The organism is Pontixanthobacter gangjinensis, assembly GCF_009827545.1.
GTDB classification, from domain to species: Bacteria; Pseudomonadota; Alphaproteobacteria; order Sphingomonadales; family Sphingomonadaceae; genus Pontixanthobacter; species Pontixanthobacter gangjinensis.
Map to the genome: position 1 here is coordinate 785,163 of NZ_WTYS01000001.1, position 19,712 is coordinate 804,874.

Genomic DNA, 19,712 nt, shown 5'->3' on the forward strand with positions numbered 1-19,712 from the left:
ATGACTCAGCTGGCTTTGCGGTACGGGATAAACAGGCCGAGGTTAACATTGCCAGTATATCCACCGTGGAACCGGTCGATCTTGGTTATGATATCGGTGTTGCATAGTCGGCTTGCGAAAGACGTGCGGCGCACCATTGTATCGTCCTCGTCAATCGATGCGGGATTATCGGTCACATTTACATACAGCGTGCGCCCAGATTTGTAGACGAGTGCAGTTCCGTCAATCACAGTCAAATCGGTGCTCGGCATCATGCGGATGCAGCTTTGCGGTTCCCCCGCAATGCGCCCTTCAAGCATCTCGGCGAGTTTGATTTCGCCTCGGGTTTGTCCTGCCACCTCGCCCGAATTTTGCTCCTGAGCGCCCAAGGCAGGGGCTGCCAACATGGCTGCTGCTGCGGCAATAATTGTCAGCTTTCTCATTGCGGGAACTCCTCTTTTAGTGGCGGTTCGTAACTCTCTGAACCGGCTTCAATTTTAGTATAGGGGACAAACTCACCGAGCGTCAGGACCGGTCCCGGGAAATTGCTTGACCGATTGCGCATTTCAACGCGGTCCATCCTGCACAGACTGGAACCAAAGACGGTGAATACGGGGTAGTCCCAATCATTCAGAAAACGCGGAGCGCTGGTGCGGTTGACGTAAATTGTCCTGCCGGCGCGAAAAACCATTGCCGTTTCATCGATGATGCGCAGGTTTCGCCGCTGTGAATTGGTCAGGCATTTTACCGGTTCCCCAGCAACGCGGCCTTCCAGAATTTTTGCAAGTTCCGCCTCGCTTTTCGTCAGTACTTCACTGTCCGCCTCTTCTGCGAAGGAAGGGGTGACGTTTGCTGCCGATACCAGCCCGGCCAGCGCGACAAGGTGTGCAAGCTTTCTCATAAGGAAAGCATAGCACAAATATGGCTGAACCGCGCCTGACTGGCTAAATCAAGCCGAACAGTCCGATCAGGCCGTTCCGCCAACCGTCAAGCCGCCCACGAGCAATGTCGGCTGACCCACACCGGCCGGCACGCTTTGCCCGCCTTTGCCGCACATGCCGATACCCTCATCCAGCGCCATATCATTGCCGATGCCTTCAACCTTGGTCAGCACTGTTGGTCCGTCGCCGATAAGCGTTGCTCCCTTGATCGGAGCGCCCAATTTGCCGTCTTCGACCAAGTAGGCCTCGGTGCAGGAGAAGGTAAAGCGGCCCGAAACAATATCGACTTGCCCACCGCCAAAACTCTTGCAGAAAATGCCGCGCTTCATACCAGCCAGCAGATCGGCGGGGTCATCCTGACCGCCGCGCATAAATGTGTTGGTCATTCGCGGCATCGGCGCGTGTTGATAGGATTCGCGCCGTCCGTTGCCGGTCGGCTGGACGCCCATCAATCGCGCGTTCAGGCGATCCTGCATGTATCCTTTCAGGATACCATCTTCGATCAGCACGGTCTCCTCGGTCGGCGTGCCTTCATCGTCAATTGTCAGCGAGCCGCGCCTGTTTGCGATGCTGCCATCATCCACAATCGTGACGCCGGGGGCCGCAACGCGCTCTCCGATCCGGCCGGAAAAGGCGCTGGTTCCCTTGCGGTTGAAGTCGCCCTCTAGCCCGTGCCCGACAGCTTCGTGCAGAATGATCCCAGGCCAACCAGGCGCGAGCAGCACAGGCATTTCCCCGGCTGGGGCGTCGATGCTTTCAAGATTGACCATCGCCTGTGCAACCGCCTCGTCGATGGCTCGGTTCCACTCGGCTTCCTCAAACATCTGGTCATACAAATACCGTCCGCCAAACCCGAACGTGCCGCGTTCCCGCCGGCCATTTACTTCGGCAACAACGCTGACATTCAAACGCACCAGCGGACGAATGTCGGTGGCGCGCAAGCCATCGGCGCGAACTATTTCGATCACGCTCCAGCTCGCGGCAAGCGAGGCGGTCACTTGCGAAACACGCGGATCGCGCGCCCGGGCTGCGGCATCGATGCGCTCCAGCAGGGATACTTTCTCCGCAAAGGATACTGCGTCAAGCGGGCTGGCATCGGTGTAGAGTTTCTGATTGCTTCTGCGCGGCTGAGGCGAGGTTGTTCCGGTGGCCGGATCGAGCAATTGCAACGTTTCGCCGGCGCGGCGAATGGCGGCGGCGCTGATATCATTGGCATGGGCAAAGCCGGTCATTTCGCCCGATACCCCGCGAAGACCAAAGCCCGAATCTCGCGAATAGTCGGCGGTTTTCAAGCGGCCATCATCAAATGTGAAAGCCTCGGTCTCGCTATGTTGCAGGTACAGCTCCCCATCATCGCAATTGCCGAGAGTTTGCGCAGTTATGGCGCTCGCCTCGTCAGGGGTAAGCTTGCCATCTGTATAGAGGAGCGAGTGAATATCGGTTGGTATCATACAGCCAATATAGGGCCGCGCGACGAAAGTCCCACCCCCCTCGGTTTGCGAAGCTCAGCCAACTGCCCCGGTCAGGTTTTGGAGCCTGGGATTAGCGGTGGCCCGGGTCGCTGCCGTTTGCAATATCGGTCAATTGCGATTGATCCGCGCCATCCGCCGGGCCGCCTTCAAGCACGAAGCGTCGGTCGCAATATCCGCAATCGACATAGCCATGCTCGTCGATTTCCAGATAGACCTTGGGATGACCCAAGGCGGCAGGGCGGTAATCGCTGCCGCCACGGATTGCGGTCGCGCCATCGCAGCTGACGCGGCGTGTTGCGGTTTTGATGGTTTCTGGTGGCAGGGTGCTCATAGCCATTGCCGATAAATCGCATTGCCCTGCTGTGCAAGCGTATCGATTAGCGGCCTAGAGGAATTCGGGTGCGGTTACGCCAATTGCTGCCAGCGAAATAGTGTGCGTCATGGCTTCGCGTTTGGCCGTGTTTCGCCCGGCGTTGATACGGAATGCGATGGTTCGAATGATCTGTTTCATAAACCGGCGGTTTAGGCAGGAGCCACTAAATTAAGATTAAACTGCCGCTAACCATAAGTAGCCCTCTTTACGCGGGAAGGTTTCGCGCCTTAGGGAGATGCATATGAGCCAGCCCCCCGCAATTGAGATCCGTGATGTCGTCAAACGCTATGCCGGCGTGAAGGGGCCAAAAGGAGCAGTCGAAGGTAAGCTGGCGCTCAAAGGCGTCAGTTTCGATGTGCCCGAAGGCGGTATTTTCGGATTGCTCGGCCCCAATGGTGCCGGCAAATCTACGCTGATCAACATTCTTGCCGGATTGGTTACGAAAACCAGCGGAAGCGCCGAGATCTGGGGCTTCGACATTGATACACAGCGCCGCAACGCGAAACGCGCCATCGGCATCGTTCCGCAGGAAATCGTGTTTGATCCGTTCTTCACTCCCTATGAAGTGCTCGAAAATCAGGCCGGATTCTACGGAATTGCCAAAAGCCTGCGCCGCTCGGAAGAATTGCTGAAGGCGGTCCATCTGGCGGATAAGCGCGATGCCTATGCGCGGACATTATCGGGCGGGATGAAGCGGCGTTTGCTGATTGCCAAGGCGATGGTCCATACCCCGCCGATCCTCATTCTGGACGAACCGACCGCTGGCGTTGATGTGGAATTGCGCCGATTGCTATGGGAATTGGTCCAGCAATTGAACGCCGATGGCGTAACGGTTGTGCTGACCACGCATTACCTCGAAGAAGCCGAGCAATTGTGCGATCGTGTGGCAATCATAAACCACGGCGAGCTGATCGCCAACAAGCCGACCCGCGAAATGGTCGATATGGCGCGGGAGAAGATTGTTGCTGTTACTGTTGGTGCTGACCTGACAGCCGCTCCTAATCACGATGCCTTCGTCAAATCCGAACTGGCGGGTGAACGCGGAGTCGAGATTACCTATAATAAGGACAAGCTGACCGCAGGACAGGTTCTTGCGATCTTGCAGGAGCAGGGGCTGGTTGTCGAAGATGTGACCACGCGTGAAGCGGATCTGGAAGATGTTTTTGTGAGCCTGACGAGCGCATCTGCAGGGGAGAGTGCATAATGTTGTTGATTGTCGGGACTGTCCGCATGCCTGCGGAAAACCTGAATGAAGCGCGATATGCGATGCAGGAAATGATCGAAGCGAGTTTGGAGGAGGATGGCTGTGCTGCCTATGCCTATTCAGAGGATGTGATCGAGCCGGGCCTGATCCATGTCACCGAGGCATGGCGAGACCGCGAAGCACTGGACGCCCATTTTGCTTCAGACCACCTGGCCGAATGGCGTGCAAATTGGGACCGGTTCGGCATTCATGACCGCGACCTGCAATTGTTTGAGGCAGGTGCAGCCGAGCGAATTTGAATCGGGCAGACTTGCTTGCGGGCCTTGCTCCCAAGCCAGCACTCGCCCATGAGAAAGCGCTATGAGCGAACAATATGACGTCCTGATTATCGGGTCTGGCGCTGCTGGCCTGACCGCTGCCCTGGCTTTGGCTGAAACCAAGAATGTTCTTGTGCTGGCCAAGGGCGGACTCGACGGCGGCTCGACCGCGTGGGCGCAGGGCGGGATCGCCGCTGTGCTCGATGCAGGCGATACGTTCGATAATCATATTCATGATACGATGCGCGCAGGCGCTGGCCTCAACCGCAAGGAAACGGTCGAATTCGTGATTGAAGGTGCGCCGCGGAGCATCGAGCGGCTGATCGAACTGGGCGTGCCTTTCAACCAGGATTCAGGCGATTTGCACCTGACCCGCGAAGGCGGCCATTCGCACCGGCGGATTGTGCATGTCGATGATGCGACGGGCTGGGCGGTGCAGGAGGCGCTGCTCAATGCCGCCCATGCGAATCCGAACATTACCATGCTGGCAGGTCGCGCTTGCGTTGATTTGATTACCGGACGACACGAAGCGGTCTATTCGGGGGCGGGCCGCGTTTGGGGTGCCTATGCGCTTAATCAGGAAAGCGGCGAGGTCGAGGCCTATACCGCACGGGCAACCATTCTGGCGGCAGGCGGGACTGGCCGCGTCTATCAATTCTCAACCGCGCCAAGGGGGGCGACGGGTGATGGTATAGCTATGGCATGGCGCGCAGGGGCGCGGGTTTCCAATATGGAGATGATGCAATTTCACCCGACCTGTCTGTATAATCTTGAGGTCAAAAACTTCCTGATTACGGAGGCCGTTCGCGGCGAGGGCGGTCATTTGCTGCATCCGGTAACCGGTCACCGGTTCATGGCGGATTATGATCCCGAACGGATGGAGTTGGCCCCGCGTGATGTGGTGGCGCGTGCAATCGATGACCAGATCAAACGCTATGGTCTCGACTATGTTCATCTCGATATCAGCCATGAAACGCCAGAGTTTGTAAAGGGTCACTTCCCGACGATTTATGACAAGCTGATGGGGCTAGGCATCGATATGACGGCCGGCCCGATACCGGTTGTTCCTGCGCAGCATTATACCTGCGGCGGGGTGCTGGTTGGCCTTGATGCGAGGACTGATTTGCCCGGCCTGTGGGCGGCTGGCGAAGTGACCGAAAGCGGGCTTCACGGCGCGAACCGCCTTGCCTCCAACAGCTTGCTCGAATGCTTCGTGTTTGGCGAGGCGGCGGCCAAAGACATTGCCGAAAGATGGGATGAATTGCTGGCCCCGCCCGCGGTCAAACCTTGGGATGAAAGCCGCGTTACCGATTCTGACGAGGAGGTGGTGGTAAAGCAGAACTGGACCGAAATCCGCCGCTTCATGTGGAACTATGTCGGCATTGTCCGCACCACAAAACGGCTGGAGCGGGCGCGCAACCGGATCGAGATGATGAACAAGGAAGTGCAGGATTATTATGGCAGCTTCCGCGTCACCACCGATTTGATTGAGCTGCGCAATCTCTTGCAGGCAGCGGAACTGATCGTCACATCGGCACTGGCGCGGCACGAAAGCCGGGGCCTCCATTACACGCTCGATTATCCCGAAACGGCAGAGGTCGCGCGAGATACGGTACTGGTGCCTTAACCGTTTCCAGCCATCTTCCCCAGCCATCTTCCCCAGCCCTCGCGATCTGCTAATATCCGCGCATGAGAGCACTTCACAGCGAACAGCATAATATTACCCGCATCGGCTGGCTGCGCGCGGCCGTGCTCGGTGCGAATGACGGGATTGTTTCGACTGCCAGCCTGATCGTCGGGGTGGCGGCGGCTTCGGCGGATGTACCGGCGATTTTGCTTGCAGGCTCTGCCGGGCTGGCGGCGGGCGCTCTGTCGATGGCGGCAGGGGAATATGTCTCGGTCAGCTCGCAATCGGATACTGAAGCTGCCGATCTTGCGCGCGAGCGGCAGGAATTGATCGACCAGCCCGAATTCGAGCTTGAGGAATTGGCAGGCGTCTATCGCAGCCGCGGCCTCGACGATGATCTGGCGCGTCAGGTGGCGGTACAATTGACCGCGCATGATGCGCTTGGCGCACATGCGCGCGACGAGCTGGCAATCTCGCATCTGACTACCGCCAAACCACTCCAAGCAGCCGTCGCCTCTGCCTTTACCTTTGCGATTGGCGCGGCTTTGCCGCTCCTCACGGTGCTGGTTGTTCCGCAGGGATGGATCGTAAAGAGCGTGGTCGCAGCATCGCTGCTGTTCCTTGCAATTCTCGGTGCACTCGGTGCCAAAGCCGGCGGCGCGCCGGTGCTGCGGCCCGTGCTGCGGGTGGTCTTCTGGGGTGCGATAGCGATGGCGGTGACCGCCGGTGTCGGCGCGCTGTTCGGGGTGGCGACCGCATAGGATCGCTTCCGCGCTCCACACATGTCACTCCTTCATCTGCATCCGTGCAACTTGCAGTTCCAACCGTTTGACTTCGTGGATCACGCGGTTGGCTTGAAGCGAGGGCCATAAGGTTAGTTTGGTCATGGCCGCGAGGATCAGCAGCACGGCGGCGGGCAGGCCCCAGCGCAGGGCTTCGAGCGCTTCGGTAGCGGCGAAAAACTGCACAGCAGCATAGACCGATGCGATAAACATCATCGTCTGCGCGGCCATCAGCAACCAAGTTACCCAGCCGATTTTGCCGCCGAACAGGCCCCGGACTTGGGTGAAATATCCCGGCTCCTCGCCAATCGTGCGCAGCAGATCGCGCTCCTCGGCGTTAAGGGCTTCGTCGATCATGGTGTCGAGTGGATCAGGCATGGTCTTCTCCTTCTATGGTTTTCGGGGCTAATATCGCACGCAATTTGCGGCGGGCATTCATCAATCTGGTCTTGACTGTCCCCACAGGCACGGCGAGCGCGACGGCGACTTCCGCCACCCGCAGTTCTTCGAAATGATACAGCGCGATTGCGGCGCGTTCTCCGGCTGGCAATTGCCGGATTGCAGCGCGCAAGGCGCCGGTTTCGGACGGCTCCTCCGGCAACGTCTCGGTTGCGTTTGGTTCCGCAGCGACGGCGTTCTTCAGCTCGCGTCGCTGCACCGCCTTGCCAATTTCTCTGGCGCAAATCCGCGATACTATGCGGAAAGCCCAAGCGGGGAAGGCGCGTTCATCCTGCAACCCGCCAATTCCGCGAATGATCTCGCCCCAAGCGATTTGCGCTGCATCGCGCGCCATTTCAGGGTCGCCCGTCAGCCGCCAGCCATGCGCGACCAGTTTGGGCTGCCATCGTTTGACCAACTGGCTCATTGCCGCCCGATCGCCTGTTCTGGCAGCAGAGACCCAATATTCATCGAGCAATCTGCCCGGATGTTTATTGGCCCCCGAAACTGTCATACGCTTCAATCTCGCTTTTCTGTTCTAGCTCTGGACTGCTCTATTTTTTACCTGCTCCAAGGTGTCGCAGTGGGACAAAACGGTTCACTGCTAAGTCAAATTAATTTCCCCGAAGCTTGCAGGCGGCGCGCAAATCTGGCCATGCTGCGAGAAACTAACAGAGAGACCATCATGCCCCAAATCACCGCCAATGGCCTACAGCTCGAATATGAAGATTACGGCGATAAATCCGCGCCACCCATTCTGCTGGTGATGGGGCTCGGCGCGCAGCTGACATTATGGCCGATGGAACTGGTCGATGCGCTGGTGGAGCGTGGATTCCGGGTAATCCGTTATGACAACCGCGACATTGGTCTGAGCCATAAATTCGAAGGGGCGAAGGCGCCGGGCATCTTGAAATTGATGATCTTCAGCAAATTCGGCCTGCCGATCCGTACCCCCTATTCGCTGGCCGATATGGCAGCAGACGGCGCGGCGTTGCTTGATGCGCTGGGGATTGAGAAGGCGCATATTGTCGGAGCGAGCATGGGCGGGATGATCACCCAGCATATCGGTTTCAGCCATCCTGAAAAGGTCCTGTCGCTGACCTCAATCATGTCGACCACCGGCAATCCGAAACTGGACCGGGCCAAGCCCGAAGCAATCAAGGCGCTGACCACCCGCCCTGCTGATGCCGAGATTGAAACCATCCGCGAACACGGCCTCAAATTGTCGCACGCAATCGGCAGCCCCGGCTACCGCGCCGATCCCGAAGTGATCAAGGACAAGGTCGAGTTGAATTTCCGCCGCAGCTTCTATCCCGCGGGTCTGCCGCGCCAATTGGCTGCGATCATCGCCGATGGTTGCCGCCGTACCCGCCTTGGCGCGATTACCGCCCCGACATTGGTGGTGCACGGAGAGGACGATCCGCTGGTGCCGCTGTCAGGCGGGAAGGATACCGCCGCACATATTCCCGGCGCTTCGCTGAAAACATTCCCGGGAATGGGTCACGATCTGCCAGTCGAACTGGTCGAGCCAATGGCTGATGCAATCGCGGAACATGCAAAAGCGGTTTAGCGGGAAGGCGCAATTACGGCATGATCGTATCCTTGTGGTCACCGCGAGGGCTGGTCGCATTGCGATGAATTAGAATCTCTGGGCAGCGTTGATGCGGCTACGGCTGGGCCCATCCTCGCGGCTTTTTTCCGTGCCCAATATCATTGTCCAAAACACAAATTCCACGAACGAAAATTGCGCATCACGATTCGATTGAATCAAAGCCTCGAAAATCATTTTTCCCGCGAAATATTTTTTCCCAGATTCATTTTTGGGGTTGCGAGTCTCGCCACCCAAGGATTTCTGCCGCGTCGCTGCGTTGCAGCAAGCTAACACACCCCACATTTGGTGGCCCGGCGCATGGTTAAATACTATTTACCCTCTTGCGCCCACGTCCTGCTTGATTCACTAAGTGGTGTGTTGGCCTTGGGGACACCTACTAGACCTAGTGATTTGCACCTATTCTTACGGGGGCGTGCCGAGCGGCACGATGGGAGTGATTCGGTCTGAGCAGGGAGGAAGATGGGCAGGCAAAAGAACGATTGGGGGCAAGTCGGGGGAAAAGTAATTCACCGCCAGACGAGCCAAAAATGCTAGGTAGGATACATCCTGCCGATTCGAACGGAAGTGGAACATTCGGCCAGTAGGGCGGGTGTCCGAAAATTGAGGACTGGCGGAAATATTATGGAATTCAAAACCGGGGATGATGCGGCCATGGGGCTCGAGCAATCAAGCGAAAATACAATTACCGAACAGCAATCGGCGCCAAACATTACACCCACCAGTTCGGGCACAAAAGAGAAAGTCGCAGTGACAATGGATAAGGCTGACAAAGGCTCGGACGAGCTGGTTGCAGAAAAAGCCGAAACTCTCGGTGCCGAAGCCTTGGCTGGCGCGATGGCTGAAGCGGCCAAGGCTGCTGCACCTGTCGATGACAGCAAGAAGGTCAATGCGCGCCGTTTCACCATCGAAACCGATTTGTCGCGCGATGCGCTGCTGACCGAATTCGGCAAGGAAACGCTGATCGATCGCTATCTCCTGCCCGGAGAGAATTTTCAGGATTTGTTCGCCCGCGTGGCCGATGCCTATTCGGATGATCAGGAACACGCCCAGCGTTTGTATGATTACATTTCGCGTTTGTGGTTCATGCCAGCGACACCAGTCCTTTCTAACGGCGGTACTGCGCGCGGTCTGCCAATCAGCTGCTATCTCAATTCAGTATCGGACAGCCTCAATGGGATCGTCGATACTTGGAATGAAAACGTATGGCTTGCGTCCAAGGGCGGCGGCATCGGCACCTATTGGGGCAATGTTCGCGGTATTGGCGAGCCAGTCGGTCTGAACGGCAAGACCAGCGGTATCATTCCTTTCGTGCGCGTGATGGACAGCCTGACGCTGGCGATTTCGCAAGGATCGCTGCGCCGCGGTTCGGCTGCGTGTTATCTTGATGTGTCGCACCCTGAAATTGAGGAATTCCTCGAAATCCGTAAGCCATCGGGCGATTTCAACCGCAAGGCTCTGAACCTGCACCACGGTGTGCTGTTGACCGACAAGTTCATGGAAGCGGTCCGTGCGGGCGACCGGTTTGAATTGCTCTCGCCCAAAACCGGCGAAGTGCGCGGCGATGTTGATGCGCGCGCCCTGTTCCAGAAACTGGTCGAAACCCGCCTTGCCACTGGCGAGCCTTACATCGTGTTCAACGATACGGTGAACCGGATGATGCCAAAGCATCACCGCGACTTGGGCCTGAAGGTTTCGACATCGAATTTGTGCAGCGAAATCACTTTGCCAACCGGCATTGACCACCTTGGCAATGACCGTACCGCAGTATGCTGCCTGTCTTCGCTCAACCTTGAAAAATGGGATGAGTGGAACGGTGACAAGACCTTCATCGAAGACGTGATGCGGATGCTCGACAACGTGCTTCAGGATTATATTGACCGTGCGCCCGAAGAAATGGCCCGCGCGAAATATTCCGCGATGCGCGAACGTAGCGTCGGTCTGGGCGTGATGGGCTTCCACTCGTTCCTTCAGGCGAAGAATATCGCGCTAGAAGGGTCGATGGCGAAGGTCTGGAACCTGAAAATGTTCAAGCATATTTCGGGCAAAGCGGAAGAAGCCAGCATGGTCCTCGCGCATGAGCGCGGGCCATGTCCTGATGCCGAAGAGATGGGCGCGATGGAGCGCTTCAGCTGCAAAATGGCGATTGCCCCGACCGCGTCGATCTCGATCATTTGCGGCGGCACCAGTGCCTGTATCGAACCGATCCCGGCCAATATCTACACGCACAAAACCCTGTCGGGCAGCTTCATCGTGAAGAACCCGTATTTGGAAAAATTGCTGCGCGAGAAGAGCAAGGATTCGACCAATGTGTGGAATTCGATCCTCGAAAACGCAGGGTCGGTCCAGCATCTCGATTTCCTCAGCGACGAGGAGAAGGCGACTTTCAAAACCAGCTTCGAAGTCGATCAACGCTACTTGCTCGAATATGCCGCCGACCGCGCGCCATTCATCGATCAGGCGCAAAGTCTCAATCTGTTCATTCCGGCTGATGTCGACAAATGGGACCTGATGATGCTGCACTTCCAAGCGTGGGAAAAAGGCATCAAATCGCTCTATTACCTGCGTTCCAAGAGCATCCAGCGCGCAGGCTTTGCCGGCGGCGTGGAAGCGGACAACACGGCCGACGCCGCGAAGTTCGAACTGGCCGCAGAGCAGACCGATTATGAGGAATGTTTGAGCTGCCAGTAATGGCAAGGCTCTCATGAGCAATCCCAAGCTACCTAAAGAGACCGGAACTCGGACATAGCATGTCTCGTGGTTCGGTCTCTTCGGCGTTCTGGCGACCTTGGCCATTTGGATATTTGTCACACTATTCTTGGGGGCCGCTTTACGAGTGGATAGCGCCTGTTTGGAATTGCGTGGTTACAGAAGCAGTTTGATAGAGCTTCCATACTGCGCGGCGAAGGCAGGGCCTAAAGGTTGGCTCTATCTGTTCTGGTGGATTCTTCCATTTTGGGGAATACGATACTATCTTAAGCGCAACGTGAAGCTGACGATGGACATTGATAAAGGGGTAAAGCACGATGACAAAACTTAACTTTGCAGTCGGAGCACTCCTCATCCTCACCCTCTCGGCCTGCGCTTCCCAAATTGACGCGGGCATTGCGCAAGACCCACAGACTCCCGGTTTTCTGTGGGGGCTGTGGCACGGGTTCATTTTCCCGTGGTCGTTTATCGGCTCGCTGTTCAATCCCGACATCGCGGTTTACGCGGTGCCCAATCGCGGTGGCTGGTATGATTTCGGCTTCTTTCTCGGGGTAACTGTGCTTGGCGGGGGATCATTCTTCGGATCGAAAAAGCGCCGCGATTGAGTTTTGCGGCGCTGACCAGATCAGGCGGTGATTTTGGCCGCTTCTCGCACTGGTGCCGCCAGACATATTCGGTTGCGGCCCAAACGCTTCGCTTGATAAAGTGCTTGATCGGCGCTTTTGATCAGTTGGTCGAGGTCGGCGCAGACTCTCCCAGAACATTGTGCAATGCCGATACTTACCGTGACGTTGCTATCGCGCGAAGTGCGTTCGACGGGCGGAATACCCTCGATTTCCTGACGCACTTGTTCGGCCAGATCAGCCGCATGTCCGGCGTTCTTTTCAGGGATGGCGACGACAAATTCCTCGCCGCCGAACCGCGCGACAATTCCGCCTTCCGCACCGACCATATGGTCGAGCACGAGCGCCACCGCACCCAGGCAGCGATCGCCTGTCTGGTGGCCGTAATTGTCGTTAAACTCTTTGAAATGGTCGATATCAATCATCATCAGCGCGATGTTATCCGGGGCAGATGGCTGCTCGGTTCCATAGATCTCGCCGAAAAGCCGTTCGAAATGGCGGCGGTTTGATAGGCCGGTAAGCGGATCGCGATCGGATAATTCCTGCAATAACTGGTTGGTCGCCCGCAATTCCTCCGCTGCAAGCTCGTTGCGCAGACGCAACAGGAAATTGCGCGAGACCAGGCGCGAGACCCGCTCCGATATCGCCAATGTCCCGAGGCTGATGCCAATCAGGATCGAGATATAGTCAAAATATCCTGCCACCCCGTCGGGGCCTTGAAGCAGGATGATCCCGACCTGAGCCATGAAATAGACGATATTGTAACAGGCGAGTTGCCAGAATTGGAACTGGAACAGCAGGTTTGACAGGCCGAGGATAATCCCGGCTGACATCAGATAACGATTGGCCGAGACCACCGGCATCTGGAATGACAAATGGATCACCACCAGCGCAAAAAGAATTTGCGACAGGCACATCGCCAAGGTCGCTACCCATGCGCGTTCGGGCTTACTGATCAGCAATCCCGCCAGAATTACCGGGACCACGAAAACAAGCCGCAAATACAGACCACGCGAGGCAATCTCGGGGCTGACCGTGACATCGACCAGAACCGTCGAGATGGCGACAACCAGGCCGACGACCAACAGGAAACGCGTTTCCAGAAAAATGCCGCCGCGCTGGTCATCTTCATAGGCGCTTTGCAGTGGTTTGGACCATTCACGCGGGTGTCCCCCGCTATCAATTGCGTGATCAATATCCTCGGGCAGACTATGTCTGGAGGGGGGGCAGGGCATGGCCGACATACCCACTTGGTAGGAGCAGCCCGTTTAAGGCGGATGACGAGGATGGGTTAAAACGGGATTACCGCCGCAAGTGATACCGGCGCCGAATTCCGCAAAACAAGAGCGGCCGGCCGGACAAAGCGCGCTTCACCCCAGCAACGGGCCTAACTCCGCGAGTCGCGGCCGGTCGGCGGATGCGGCATCTTCGCCAGCCGATCAGGCAAGCGAAATTTACACCTTTTTATCACCAAACAAACTTTGATTTTGCACTCGATTTAGAAGCGTGATTCTGTATGATGGGCAGCTGACGTAATCCCACGGAGACACTACATGTCGTTGCTCGAATCCCGTAAGACCTACAAGCCCTTCGAATACCCTTGGGCTTATGACTTCTGGAAACGCCAGCAACAAATCCACTGGATGCCCGAAGAAGTGCCCTTGGGCGAGGACTGCCGCGACTGGGCGCAGAACCTGACCGATCACGAGCGGAATCTGCTCACGCAGATCTTCCGTTTCTTCACCCAGGCCGATGTCGAGGTGCAGGATTGCTACCACGAAAAATATGGCCGCGTGTTCAAACCGACCGAGATCAAAATGATGCTCGCCGCGTTCTCCAATATGGAAACCGTCCATATCGCGGCCTATTCGCATCTGCTCGACACGATCGGTATGCCCGAAAGCGAATACGGGATGTTCCTCGAATATGAGGAAATGAAGGCGAAACACGATTACATGCAGGATTTCGGCGTCGATAATGATGCCGATATCGCGCGCACGCTGGCGATGTTCGGCGGCTTTACCGAAGGGCTGCAATTGTTCGCCAGCTTCGCCATGCTGATGAACTTCCCGCGCTTCAACAAGATGAAAGGCATGGGCCAAATCGTCAGCTGGTCGGTCCGCGATGAAAGCCTGCATTGCGAAGGCATCATCCGTATGTTCCACGCATTTTGCGAGGAAACCGGCTGCCTGACCAAGGCGGTGAAGGAAGACATCATCGATTGCTGTCAAAAAGTCGTGCGGATGGAAGACGCCTTTATCGATCTGGCGTTTGAACAGGGCCCCGTTCCCGGCATGACCGCAAAAGAAATCAAGAAATACGTCCGCTACATCGCCGATTGGCGTCTGGGCCAATTGGGCCTGCCCGCGATTTACATGGTGGAAGATCACCCGCTGCCATGGCTCGCCCCGCTGCTGAACGGTGTGGAACACGCGAACTTCTTTGAACAACGCGCCACCGAATATTCAAAAGGCGCGACCAAGGGCGATTGGCAAGACGTCTGGTCCAGCTTTGACAACCGCAAGAAAGCGAAGGCCGGCGATCAGGCGAATGACGAAGTCGTCGATGACGGCCCGGGCTTGTTTGAAGATGCTGGCGGAGAGCCTGTTGCGGCGGAGTGAATAGTGACAAGCTAACACTGCGTAATTTTCTCTTATGGATCAGGAGCTTTGGCTTCGGTGAATCGCTGGCGATTATTGGTGTCACCTATTCTATTTTGAGCGCTGCTTATGCGTACGGTGTTGTCTTTGGGGTGGCGGTAGAACTTACCAACCTTCTTACGCTTACGGACTTCTACCGAATTGCACTTTCGCACTTCTCGTTCCTAATTTCGGCAATTGTGCTTGGGGTGCCAATGTTGGCTCTTGGGTTGCTGAATCCAGAGCGCCAAACCCGTGGTGAAGATATTTCTGGGGAAGGCTCCGAACGACCGAGGCGAAATTTCCTGAGAATTATGATCGCCTTTTTAGCGCTTCTAATTTTCATCGCGCTAATGGTGATACAAACATTTTATCTCGAAGATGTTATTAAATACTTGGGGGCGGAAAATCCTCTGGGCAATATGTTTTTAGCCGGAGGATTTATGCCCTTTCTGGCAGCTCCAATGATTTCCTGTTTTTTTATTATTTTTTTCCGGCCTCCAATAAGCTTACGCTGTTCTTTGATTTTCATGAACGTTGCTTATTTTTTGTTTATATTAGGAAATTTGGTAGGAATACATGAGGCGCGAAATGCAAGTGGATGGCCATGTGCAGTCTCAGACAAAAAATGTCTTCCTATAATATTAGTATTGGATGACTTTATTATCGTAAAGGAAGATAGTTCTATTTTTGCATTGGAGAAATCAAGAGATATAAAACTGAAAATCAGCACCAAATGATTTTATTGAATTTTATTTCTAATATACTGTCAGCGATTCGCCCTATAGTTGGTTGGTGTGCGCCTCATCGGCTGGGGCCCACTTCAATCTGTATCTTCGCGACCCATATGCAACCTAGATATAGTAGGCTTTACCTTTGCTTATTCACCCCCGGCTCCTACCGCAGCGGCTGGCGATAGGCTGACTGCATCAACAATCAGCAATGATCCGGCGAGCAAACGCTATCACCCCAACCTTTACCGTAAACTGGCGGCCGCCTTGGCCGAACAGGGAAAGTCTGCGCCTTCCCCGCACTTATAGGCCGTCTTAACGCCTGTCCTCTTGTGCTTTCACTAAGGCAGCTGTCGCCTGAGCGGATTGTTGTTTTACAGCTTGGGCAATCTCCACAATCTGCTCGAGTAGCTTCGTAAACTGAGAATTGTACTGATCGTTGTTGATGAAGCCGTTGGCACGAGCCTCACATAGCCTGAACATCGACTCACGAGTCATTAAAACGAGGTTATCTCGCCCCGCCAACGCGACAAGTGTGGCCGCGAAGGCTGCTTCAGCTCCGATTGTAGTTCCGCCTGAACTCCCGTTTGCCTTGAAGCTGTTGGTGAAACTAAAGCCTGTGTCGGGCGCTGGCTCAGCGCAACTGATCACCCGATCTGGCTTGCCATTCTCGCCGACCTCACGGATTACGAGAGTTCCTCTTCGACTGCTGTCGTAGGTTAGCCATTGCGCACTGTTCGCGGCGACATTGGGCACCGTTACTTGTTTCGTAAGAGGCGAGAAATTTGCACAAGCACCCGATGATAGGGCGAGTGCGGTAACTAATACTGATCTCATCATTTCAACTGCTCCTGCTTGAGAGCAGCACCAATAGCCACTTTGCCGAACGCCGAATGTGACCCTTGTCACGGTGCGTGCTGCCTAATGTTCTCATGCAGACGACATCAAAACCTCAACTATTCCGATATCGGCCCCGCCCAACTTCACCCGCCTTCCTACGCTAAACACATTTGAAATCTTTCCCGCTATTACAGCGCCATGGACCTGATTCTCCCCTACCTAACTCCCGCAAACATCGTCACCTATCTGGCGGCGGTCAGTTTCATCGCGTTTGCCGCATTCGGCATCGACAAGGCGCGCGCTGAAAACGGGGCGCGGCGGACTTCCGAGGCGGATTTGCTGTTCTTCGCTTTGATTGGCGGAACTTTGGGGGCCTATGCCGGACGGGCGCTGTTCCGGCACAAGACGCGCAAGCAGCCGTTCTCCTCGCGGTTGCACGGCATTGCGTTATTCCAGATCGCTGCGGCGGTAATACTGCTCGTTCTGCCGGACTGAATTTCGCTGCGATTTTCCTACATCGCGGGGCGCTGCTAAAACGGCCTTTCAAACTTAATCGAAAACCCCCGTTTTGCAGGCCCGAGCAAATGTGTAACCCGTTCTCCAACATGAAAAACGCATGAAATCGGTTACTTACCAGAGGTGTGTTAGGTGACAGGTGTAACCCTGAACCCTACAATACCGCTTTATGATGTGCGGCCCAGCGCCTTCGCCGCAGAGCCGAGCAGCCTGTGTGCATACCAGCGGTGGACCGGCATCAGCGCGCGGAAAACCGGGCTGCCGGGATTGCGCACGCTGCTGCCGAAAAGGATGCGGGTGCGGCCCATGATGGTCGGGGCGGTGGTGGCGAGTGGCTCCACCATCAGCCAGCTGCAGGTCCGGTGCTGGAAATCCTGCAACAGGATTTCGGATTCGGTCCGCGCGACCACCGACCATGCGGCGAAATCTGTGATTTGGGCTGCGGCGAGGCTGGCGACATCCTGCGCGCCGGAGCCTTTGCCAATCAGATGCAGCGCCCAGCGTTCGGGCCGGAAAGCGGGGGAGTTATAGAATGCGGTAATGAATGCAGGCAGCGTGATCTTGCCGGAAAGGTCGATAGTGAAGCAGTCGGTGTAATCTGTGGCCCGCGCTTTCGTATGTTGAGCGAGCAGACTGTGAGGTGGCAGAGGCCGGGCTGAAATACGGGGCCGGTTACGGGCCATGTCGGGCGCTTAAAATCCCCAGGGCGCGGGCGGGGCGTCGACCGGTTGGGAAAGGTCAAACGTGACGCGGAAATTGCGCGGTTCGGGTGCGCCGCCCTCGACAGTGCGGGTGAGTTGATAGGTGAACTCGGGGTCGGGCGCGGTGGCGGGACCGACTTCGACCGACCAGATATTTGTGACCGAGGCGGTCAGCCCCTCGCGTTCGAACATCGCGATGCTTTCGGCATCGACCGGAAATGATTGGCGGGTGGCGGTTCCGCCATCGGCTGTGTCGCCGCCATACATCGTGACCGCGTCGCTCTCGCCATCTTCATGACGGTGATCATGTTTGAGCCGCAGGCCATCGGCAGTGCGAGTGAAGACCCAGGTGCGCGAGCGGTCCCACTCCTTGCCTTGCTCGCGGATATGAAACGGGACGGAGATTTGCTCGTCCGAACACTCGCGGACATGCATGACCATATCGGCACCCTGCATATCGGCATCGGCTGCGTCATTGCTAACCAGCGCGCCTTGATAGGCATTGCCGCAATGGGTGGAGAGCGCCTGCCAGAATTGGTCTTGTGGGCTGGCGGATTCTGATGCGGGTGCAGGTGCAGGTGTCTGGGCCTCGGAGCAAGCCGAGAGGCTGAGCAGAGCGGCGGCAGGTAGGATGGCAGCAGGCAGGGAGAGGGCGGAAATGGTGGTGGTTTTGATCATTGCCCAAGTGTTGCAGCATGCGCGCTGCGTGGCAATGCTGTTAGGACATTTGCTGATTTGCAAGTCGGTGGGAAATGTTTCATCCGGTATGATCAGGGGGGATTTTTATGACCGAGACAACACCGCGCCGCGCACATTCCTTGGCCGAGCTGGCCGAAGTAATGCCGAAGCTCGCACCGACTGAGGAACAGCTTGCGGCGTCCGATCCGCTTGAGGCGCGGCCGACCGATGTGATCATCACGCCCTATGGCAAATGCGGCACAACGATGATGCAGCAGATGTTCCATCAATTGCGGATGGCTCAGCATGGCGGCGATATGGATTTTGACGACATCAGCCGGGTGGTGCCGTGGATTGAAACCGCCGCGTCGCTCGGTCTCGATATCAACGCCGAACAAAAGGCCGAGCCACGCGGGTTCAAGAGCCACCTCGACTACGAAGGCCTGCCTGCCGGTGCGCGATATGTGGTCACTTTGCGCGATCCGAAAGAAGCGTTCGTTTCGATGTATCACTTCTTCAGCGGATGGTTTTTTGAACCGGGGACCATCCAGCTCGAAGAATTCACGCCGGTGTGGCTGATGGGCGGGCCAAGCCAGCTCAACTATTACAAGCATCTGCTCAGTTGGTGGGCGCGGCGGGATGAGGCCGATACGCTGCTGATGAATTATCGCACCGTTTTGTCGGACAAGCGTGACGCAATCAGGCGTTTGGCCGGATTTTGCGGAATTGAGGCAGATGATCCCGCGATTGATCTGGTTGAAGAGCGCACCAGCCGCAGCTTCATGATCGAGCACAAGGCCCCTTTCGCCGACCCGATGATGCGCCGCATGAGCGAGGAGAAAGCGGGCCTGCCTTCCGGCAGCGATTCAGCCAAAGTGCGGCCGGAAAATGCCGAGCGGCGCGAATTGCCCGCGTTGATCTCCGACCTGCTCGACGCACAATGGGCGGAACATGTCGCCCCTGTTACGGGTCATGCGGATTATGCCAGCATGATTGCCGAATTGGAGACTTAGCTGCACCACCCGCCGCGAACAAAGCCCCATCCGGTTTCTTGCGCCAATTCGCGCGCCACCATAACTTCGGACAACCATTCATCGCCGCGCTTCAGCGAGCGAAGCTCTCGGCCATATTGATCGTAGGGCGGGTCAGCGCCCTCGCTCATGTCAAACGGCCCCTGGTTTAGCCAGCTTTGCAAAGCGCCGCGCGACTGGATTGCCAGCGCTGATTCAGCGGGGCATTCGCCGGTCATCTCGGGCGCGTTATATCCGGTCAATCTGATCTTGCGGGCGGTTTTTCCCTGGCCAAACATGATCGTATCGCCATCAATCACGCAGCCGTTTGAATCCCGATCCTCGCACAGGCTGAAGCGCGTATCGACCCGCTCCCAATCACCGCCACCAATCGGAAGCCGCATAATAATCACTGCCGCCCCTACAACGACCAAAAATGATAGCCATGGCATGATACGTTTAAGCCAAGTATTATGTCGGCGGCGGAGCGGTTTGGTGTGGAAGCGAGGGGTACGGGCCATGC

23 protein-coding genes are annotated in these 19,712 nt (G+C 56.5%); 11 read left to right on the forward strand and 12 right to left on the reverse strand.

Annotated elements, in window-relative coordinates:
- Positions 1–5 precede the first annotated feature (5 nt).
- From GRI36_RS03665 to GRI36_RS13925, 5 genes are all read right to left on the reverse strand, one after another.
- The gene (locus GRI36_RS03665) at positions 6–422 is read right to left on the reverse strand and encodes a hypothetical protein (protein ID WP_160597237.1); all 417 of its coding nucleotides are present in this window, start codon (positions 420–422) and stop codon (positions 6–8) included.
- Positions 419–880 (reverse strand): hypothetical protein, encoded by a 462-nt coding sequence (locus GRI36_RS03670; RefSeq protein WP_160597238.1) that lies wholly within the window; start codon positions 878–880, stop codon positions 419–421. The genes GRI36_RS03665 and GRI36_RS03670 overlap by 4 nt, the downstream gene beginning before the upstream one ends.
- A 66-nt stretch (positions 881–946) precedes the next feature.
- Positions 947–2,371, reverse strand: a complete 1,425-nt coding sequence (gene tldD / locus GRI36_RS03675) for a metalloprotease TldD (protein ID WP_160597239.1) — start codon at positions 2,369–2,371, stop codon at positions 947–949.
- Positions 2,372–2,462: 91 nt separating this feature from the next.
- Complete coding sequence (locus tag GRI36_RS03680) at positions 2,463–2,723, reverse strand: zinc-finger domain-containing protein (protein ID WP_160597240.1); 261 nt, start codon at positions 2,721–2,723, stop codon at positions 2,463–2,465.
- Positions 2,724–2,777: 54 nt separating this feature from the next.
- A complete protein-coding gene (locus tag GRI36_RS13925; protein ID WP_268893844.1) occupies positions 2,778–2,903 on the reverse strand; it encodes a hypothetical protein in 126 nt (41 codons plus the stop codon).
- Between the two features lie 103 nt (positions 2,904–3,006).
- Here GRI36_RS13925 and GRI36_RS03685 point away from each other — a divergent pair, with 103 nt between their 5' ends.
- From GRI36_RS03685 to GRI36_RS03700, 4 genes are all read left to right on the forward strand, one after another.
- Complete coding sequence (locus GRI36_RS03685; protein ID WP_160597241.1) at positions 3,007–3,969, forward strand: ABC transporter ATP-binding protein; 963 nt, start codon at positions 3,007–3,009, stop codon at positions 3,967–3,969.
- Positions 3,969–4,268, forward strand: coding sequence for a putative quinol monooxygenase (locus tag GRI36_RS03690; RefSeq protein WP_160597242.1), 300 nt, complete (start codon positions 3,969–3,971; stop codon positions 4,266–4,268). The genes GRI36_RS03685 and GRI36_RS03690 overlap by 1 nt, the downstream gene beginning before the upstream one ends.
- A 61-nt stretch (positions 4,269–4,329) precedes the next feature.
- Complete coding sequence (gene nadB / locus GRI36_RS03695) at positions 4,330–5,913, forward strand: L-aspartate oxidase (protein WP_160597243.1); 1,584 nt, start codon at positions 4,330–4,332, stop codon at positions 5,911–5,913.
- Positions 5,914–5,975: 62 nt separating this feature from the next.
- Positions 5,976–6,674, forward strand: a complete 699-nt coding sequence (locus GRI36_RS03700) for a VIT1/CCC1 transporter family protein (protein WP_160597244.1) — start codon at positions 5,976–5,978, stop codon at positions 6,672–6,674.
- A 24-nt stretch (positions 6,675–6,698) separates the two neighbouring features.
- Here the strand turns inward: GRI36_RS03700 and GRI36_RS13825 are convergent, their stop codons facing one another.
- Both GRI36_RS13825 and GRI36_RS03710 read right to left on the reverse strand, forming a co-directional pair.
- Positions 6,699–7,073 (reverse strand): DUF6768 family protein, encoded by a 375-nt coding sequence (locus GRI36_RS13825; protein ID WP_235902154.1) that lies wholly within the window; start codon positions 7,071–7,073, stop codon positions 6,699–6,701.
- A complete protein-coding gene (locus GRI36_RS03710) occupies positions 7,066–7,647 on the reverse strand; it encodes an RNA polymerase sigma factor (RefSeq protein ID WP_160597245.1) in 582 nt (193 codons plus the stop codon). Before GRI36_RS03710 ends, GRI36_RS13825 begins: the two co-directional genes overlap by 8 nt.
- A 171-nt stretch (positions 7,648–7,818) precedes the next feature.
- Between GRI36_RS03710 and GRI36_RS03715 the strand changes: the two genes are divergently transcribed.
- From GRI36_RS03715 to GRI36_RS03725, 3 genes are all read left to right on the forward strand, one after another.
- Entirely contained in the window at positions 7,819–8,703 is an 885-nt protein-coding gene (locus GRI36_RS03715; RefSeq protein ID WP_160597246.1) for an alpha/beta fold hydrolase, read from the forward strand.
- Positions 8,704–9,498: 795 nt separating this feature from the next.
- Positions 9,499–11,433 carry a ribonucleoside-diphosphate reductase subunit alpha gene (locus GRI36_RS03720; RefSeq protein WP_407985679.1) on the forward strand — a complete coding sequence of 645 codons (1,935 nt, stop codon included), beginning with the start codon at positions 9,499–9,501 and terminating at the stop codon, positions 11,431–11,433.
- Positions 11,434–11,768: 335 nt separating this feature from the next.
- On the forward strand, positions 11,769–12,056 hold the full coding sequence (locus tag GRI36_RS03725; protein ID WP_160597248.1) for a hypothetical protein: 288 nt from the start codon (positions 11,769–11,771) through the stop codon (positions 12,054–12,056).
- Between the two features lie 20 nt (positions 12,057–12,076).
- Here GRI36_RS03725 and GRI36_RS03730 read toward each other — a convergent pair whose 3' ends face one another.
- Positions 12,077–13,309 carry a GGDEF domain-containing protein gene (locus tag GRI36_RS03730; RefSeq protein ID WP_160597249.1) on the reverse strand — a complete coding sequence of 411 codons (1,233 nt, stop codon included), beginning with the start codon at positions 13,307–13,309 and terminating at the stop codon, positions 12,077–12,079.
- Between the two features lie 318 nt (positions 13,310–13,627).
- Here GRI36_RS03730 and GRI36_RS03735 point away from each other — a divergent pair, with 318 nt between their 5' ends.
- Positions 13,628–14,695: a ribonucleotide-diphosphate reductase subunit beta gene (locus GRI36_RS03735; RefSeq protein ID WP_160597250.1), complete on the forward strand. Its 1,068-nt coding sequence runs from the start codon at positions 13,628–13,630 to the stop codon at positions 14,693–14,695.
- Positions 14,692–15,453: a hypothetical protein gene (locus tag GRI36_RS03740; protein WP_160597251.1), complete on the forward strand. Its 762-nt coding sequence runs from the start codon at positions 14,692–14,694 to the stop codon at positions 15,451–15,453. The genes GRI36_RS03735 and GRI36_RS03740 overlap by 4 nt, the downstream gene beginning before the upstream one ends.
- Positions 15,454–15,759: 306 nt before the next feature.
- On the opposite strand, the gene GRI36_RS03745 is transcribed toward GRI36_RS03740, so the two are convergent.
- Entirely contained in the window at positions 15,760–16,284 is a 525-nt protein-coding gene (locus GRI36_RS03745) for a hypothetical protein (RefSeq protein WP_160597252.1), read from the reverse strand.
- A gap of 198 nt (positions 16,285–16,482) precedes the next feature.
- On the opposite strand from GRI36_RS03745, the gene GRI36_RS03750 reads away from it, so the two are divergent.
- Complete coding sequence (locus GRI36_RS03750; protein WP_160597253.1) at positions 16,483–16,779, forward strand: DUF1294 domain-containing protein; 297 nt, start codon at positions 16,483–16,485, stop codon at positions 16,777–16,779.
- Positions 16,780–16,967: 188 nt separating this feature from the next.
- On the opposite strand, the gene GRI36_RS03755 is transcribed toward GRI36_RS03750, so the two are convergent.
- Both GRI36_RS03755 and GRI36_RS03760 read right to left on the reverse strand, forming a co-directional pair.
- Positions 16,968–17,483: a hypothetical protein gene (locus tag GRI36_RS03755; RefSeq protein ID WP_160597254.1), complete on the reverse strand. Its 516-nt coding sequence runs from the start codon at positions 17,481–17,483 to the stop codon at positions 16,968–16,970.
- 9 nt (positions 17,484–17,492) lie between these two features.
- Positions 17,493–18,179 carry a hypothetical protein gene (locus GRI36_RS03760; protein WP_202392111.1) on the reverse strand — a complete coding sequence of 229 codons (687 nt, stop codon included), beginning with the start codon at positions 18,177–18,179 and terminating at the stop codon, positions 17,493–17,495.
- A 107-nt stretch (positions 18,180–18,286) separates the two neighbouring features.
- Here GRI36_RS03760 and GRI36_RS03765 point away from each other — a divergent pair, with 107 nt between their 5' ends.
- Positions 18,287–19,192: a sulfotransferase domain-containing protein gene (locus GRI36_RS03765; RefSeq protein WP_160597255.1), complete on the forward strand. Its 906-nt coding sequence runs from the start codon at positions 18,287–18,289 to the stop codon at positions 19,190–19,192.
- On the opposite strand, the gene GRI36_RS03770 is transcribed toward GRI36_RS03765, so the two are convergent.
- Positions 19,189–19,710 (reverse strand): thermonuclease family protein, encoded by a 522-nt coding sequence (locus GRI36_RS03770; protein ID WP_160597256.1) that lies wholly within the window; start codon positions 19,708–19,710, stop codon positions 19,189–19,191. The two genes, GRI36_RS03765 and GRI36_RS03770, sit on opposite strands and share 4 nt — an antisense overlap.
- Positions 19,711–19,712: the final 2 nt, after the last annotated feature.

What these genes read in the sequence shown, in the direction of transcription:
- GRI36_RS03665 (WP_160597237.1), bottom strand. Translation starts at nt 422, where the DNA reads ATGAGAAAGCTGACAATTATTGCCGCAGCAGCAGCCATGTTGGCAGCC.
- GRI36_RS03670 (WP_160597238.1), bottom strand. Translation starts at nt 880, where the DNA reads ATGAGAAAGCTTGCACACCTTGTCGCGCTGGCCGGGCTGGTATCGGCA.
- tldD (WP_160597239.1), bottom strand. Translation starts at nt 2,371, where the DNA reads ATGATACCAACCGATATTCACTCGCTCCTCTATACAGATGGCAAGCTT.
- GRI36_RS03680 (WP_160597240.1), bottom strand. Translation starts at nt 2,723, where the DNA reads ATGAGCACCCTGCCACCAGAAACCATCAAAACCGCAACACGCCGCGTC.
- GRI36_RS13925 (WP_268893844.1), bottom strand. Translation starts at nt 2,903, where the DNA reads ATGAAACAGATCATTCGAACCATCGCATTCCGTATCAACGCCGGGCGA.
- GRI36_RS03685 (WP_160597241.1), top strand. Translation starts at nt 3,007, where the DNA reads ATGAGCCAGCCCCCCGCAATTGAGATCCGTGATGTCGTCAAACGCTAT.
- GRI36_RS03690 (WP_160597242.1), top strand. Translation starts at nt 3,969, where the DNA reads ATGTTGTTGATTGTCGGGACTGTCCGCATGCCTGCGGAAAACCTGAAT.
- nadB (WP_160597243.1), top strand. Translation starts at nt 4,330, where the DNA reads ATGAGCGAACAATATGACGTCCTGATTATCGGGTCTGGCGCTGCTGGC.
- GRI36_RS03700 (WP_160597244.1), top strand. Translation starts at nt 5,976, where the DNA reads ATGAGAGCACTTCACAGCGAACAGCATAATATTACCCGCATCGGCTGG.
- GRI36_RS13825 (WP_235902154.1), bottom strand. Translation starts at nt 7,073, where the DNA reads ATGCCTGATCCACTCGACACCATGATCGACGAAGCCCTTAACGCCGAG.
- GRI36_RS03710 (WP_160597245.1), bottom strand. Translation starts at nt 7,647, where the DNA reads ATGACAGTTTCGGGGGCCAATAAACATCCGGGCAGATTGCTCGATGAA.
- GRI36_RS03715 (WP_160597246.1), top strand. Translation starts at nt 7,819, where the DNA reads ATGCCCCAAATCACCGCCAATGGCCTACAGCTCGAATATGAAGATTAC.
- GRI36_RS03720 (WP_407985679.1), top strand. Translation starts at nt 9,499, where the DNA reads ATGGATAAGGCTGACAAAGGCTCGGACGAGCTGGTTGCAGAAAAAGCC.
- GRI36_RS03725 (WP_160597248.1), top strand. Translation starts at nt 11,769, where the DNA reads ATGACAAAACTTAACTTTGCAGTCGGAGCACTCCTCATCCTCACCCTC.
- GRI36_RS03730 (WP_160597249.1), bottom strand. Translation starts at nt 13,309, where the DNA reads ATGCCCTGCCCCCCCTCCAGACATAGTCTGCCCGAGGATATTGATCAC.
- GRI36_RS03735 (WP_160597250.1), top strand. Translation starts at nt 13,628, where the DNA reads ATGTCGTTGCTCGAATCCCGTAAGACCTACAAGCCCTTCGAATACCCT.
- GRI36_RS03745 (WP_160597252.1), bottom strand. Translation starts at nt 16,284, where the DNA reads ATGATGAGATCAGTATTAGTTACCGCACTCGCCCTATCATCGGGTGCT.
- GRI36_RS03750 (WP_160597253.1), top strand. Translation starts at nt 16,483, where the DNA reads ATGGACCTGATTCTCCCCTACCTAACTCCCGCAAACATCGTCACCTAT.
- GRI36_RS03755 (WP_160597254.1), bottom strand. Translation starts at nt 17,483, where the DNA reads ATGGCCCGTAACCGGCCCCGTATTTCAGCCCGGCCTCTGCCACCTCAC.
- GRI36_RS03760 (WP_202392111.1), bottom strand. Translation starts at nt 18,179, where the DNA reads ATGATCAAAACCACCACCATTTCCGCCCTCTCCCTGCCTGCTGCCATC.
- GRI36_RS03765 (WP_160597255.1), top strand. Translation starts at nt 18,287, where the DNA reads ATGACCGAGACAACACCGCGCCGCGCACATTCCTTGGCCGAGCTGGCC.
- GRI36_RS03770 (WP_160597256.1), bottom strand. Translation starts at nt 19,710, where the DNA reads ATGGCCCGTACCCCTCGCTTCCACACCAAACCGCTCCGCCGCCGACAT.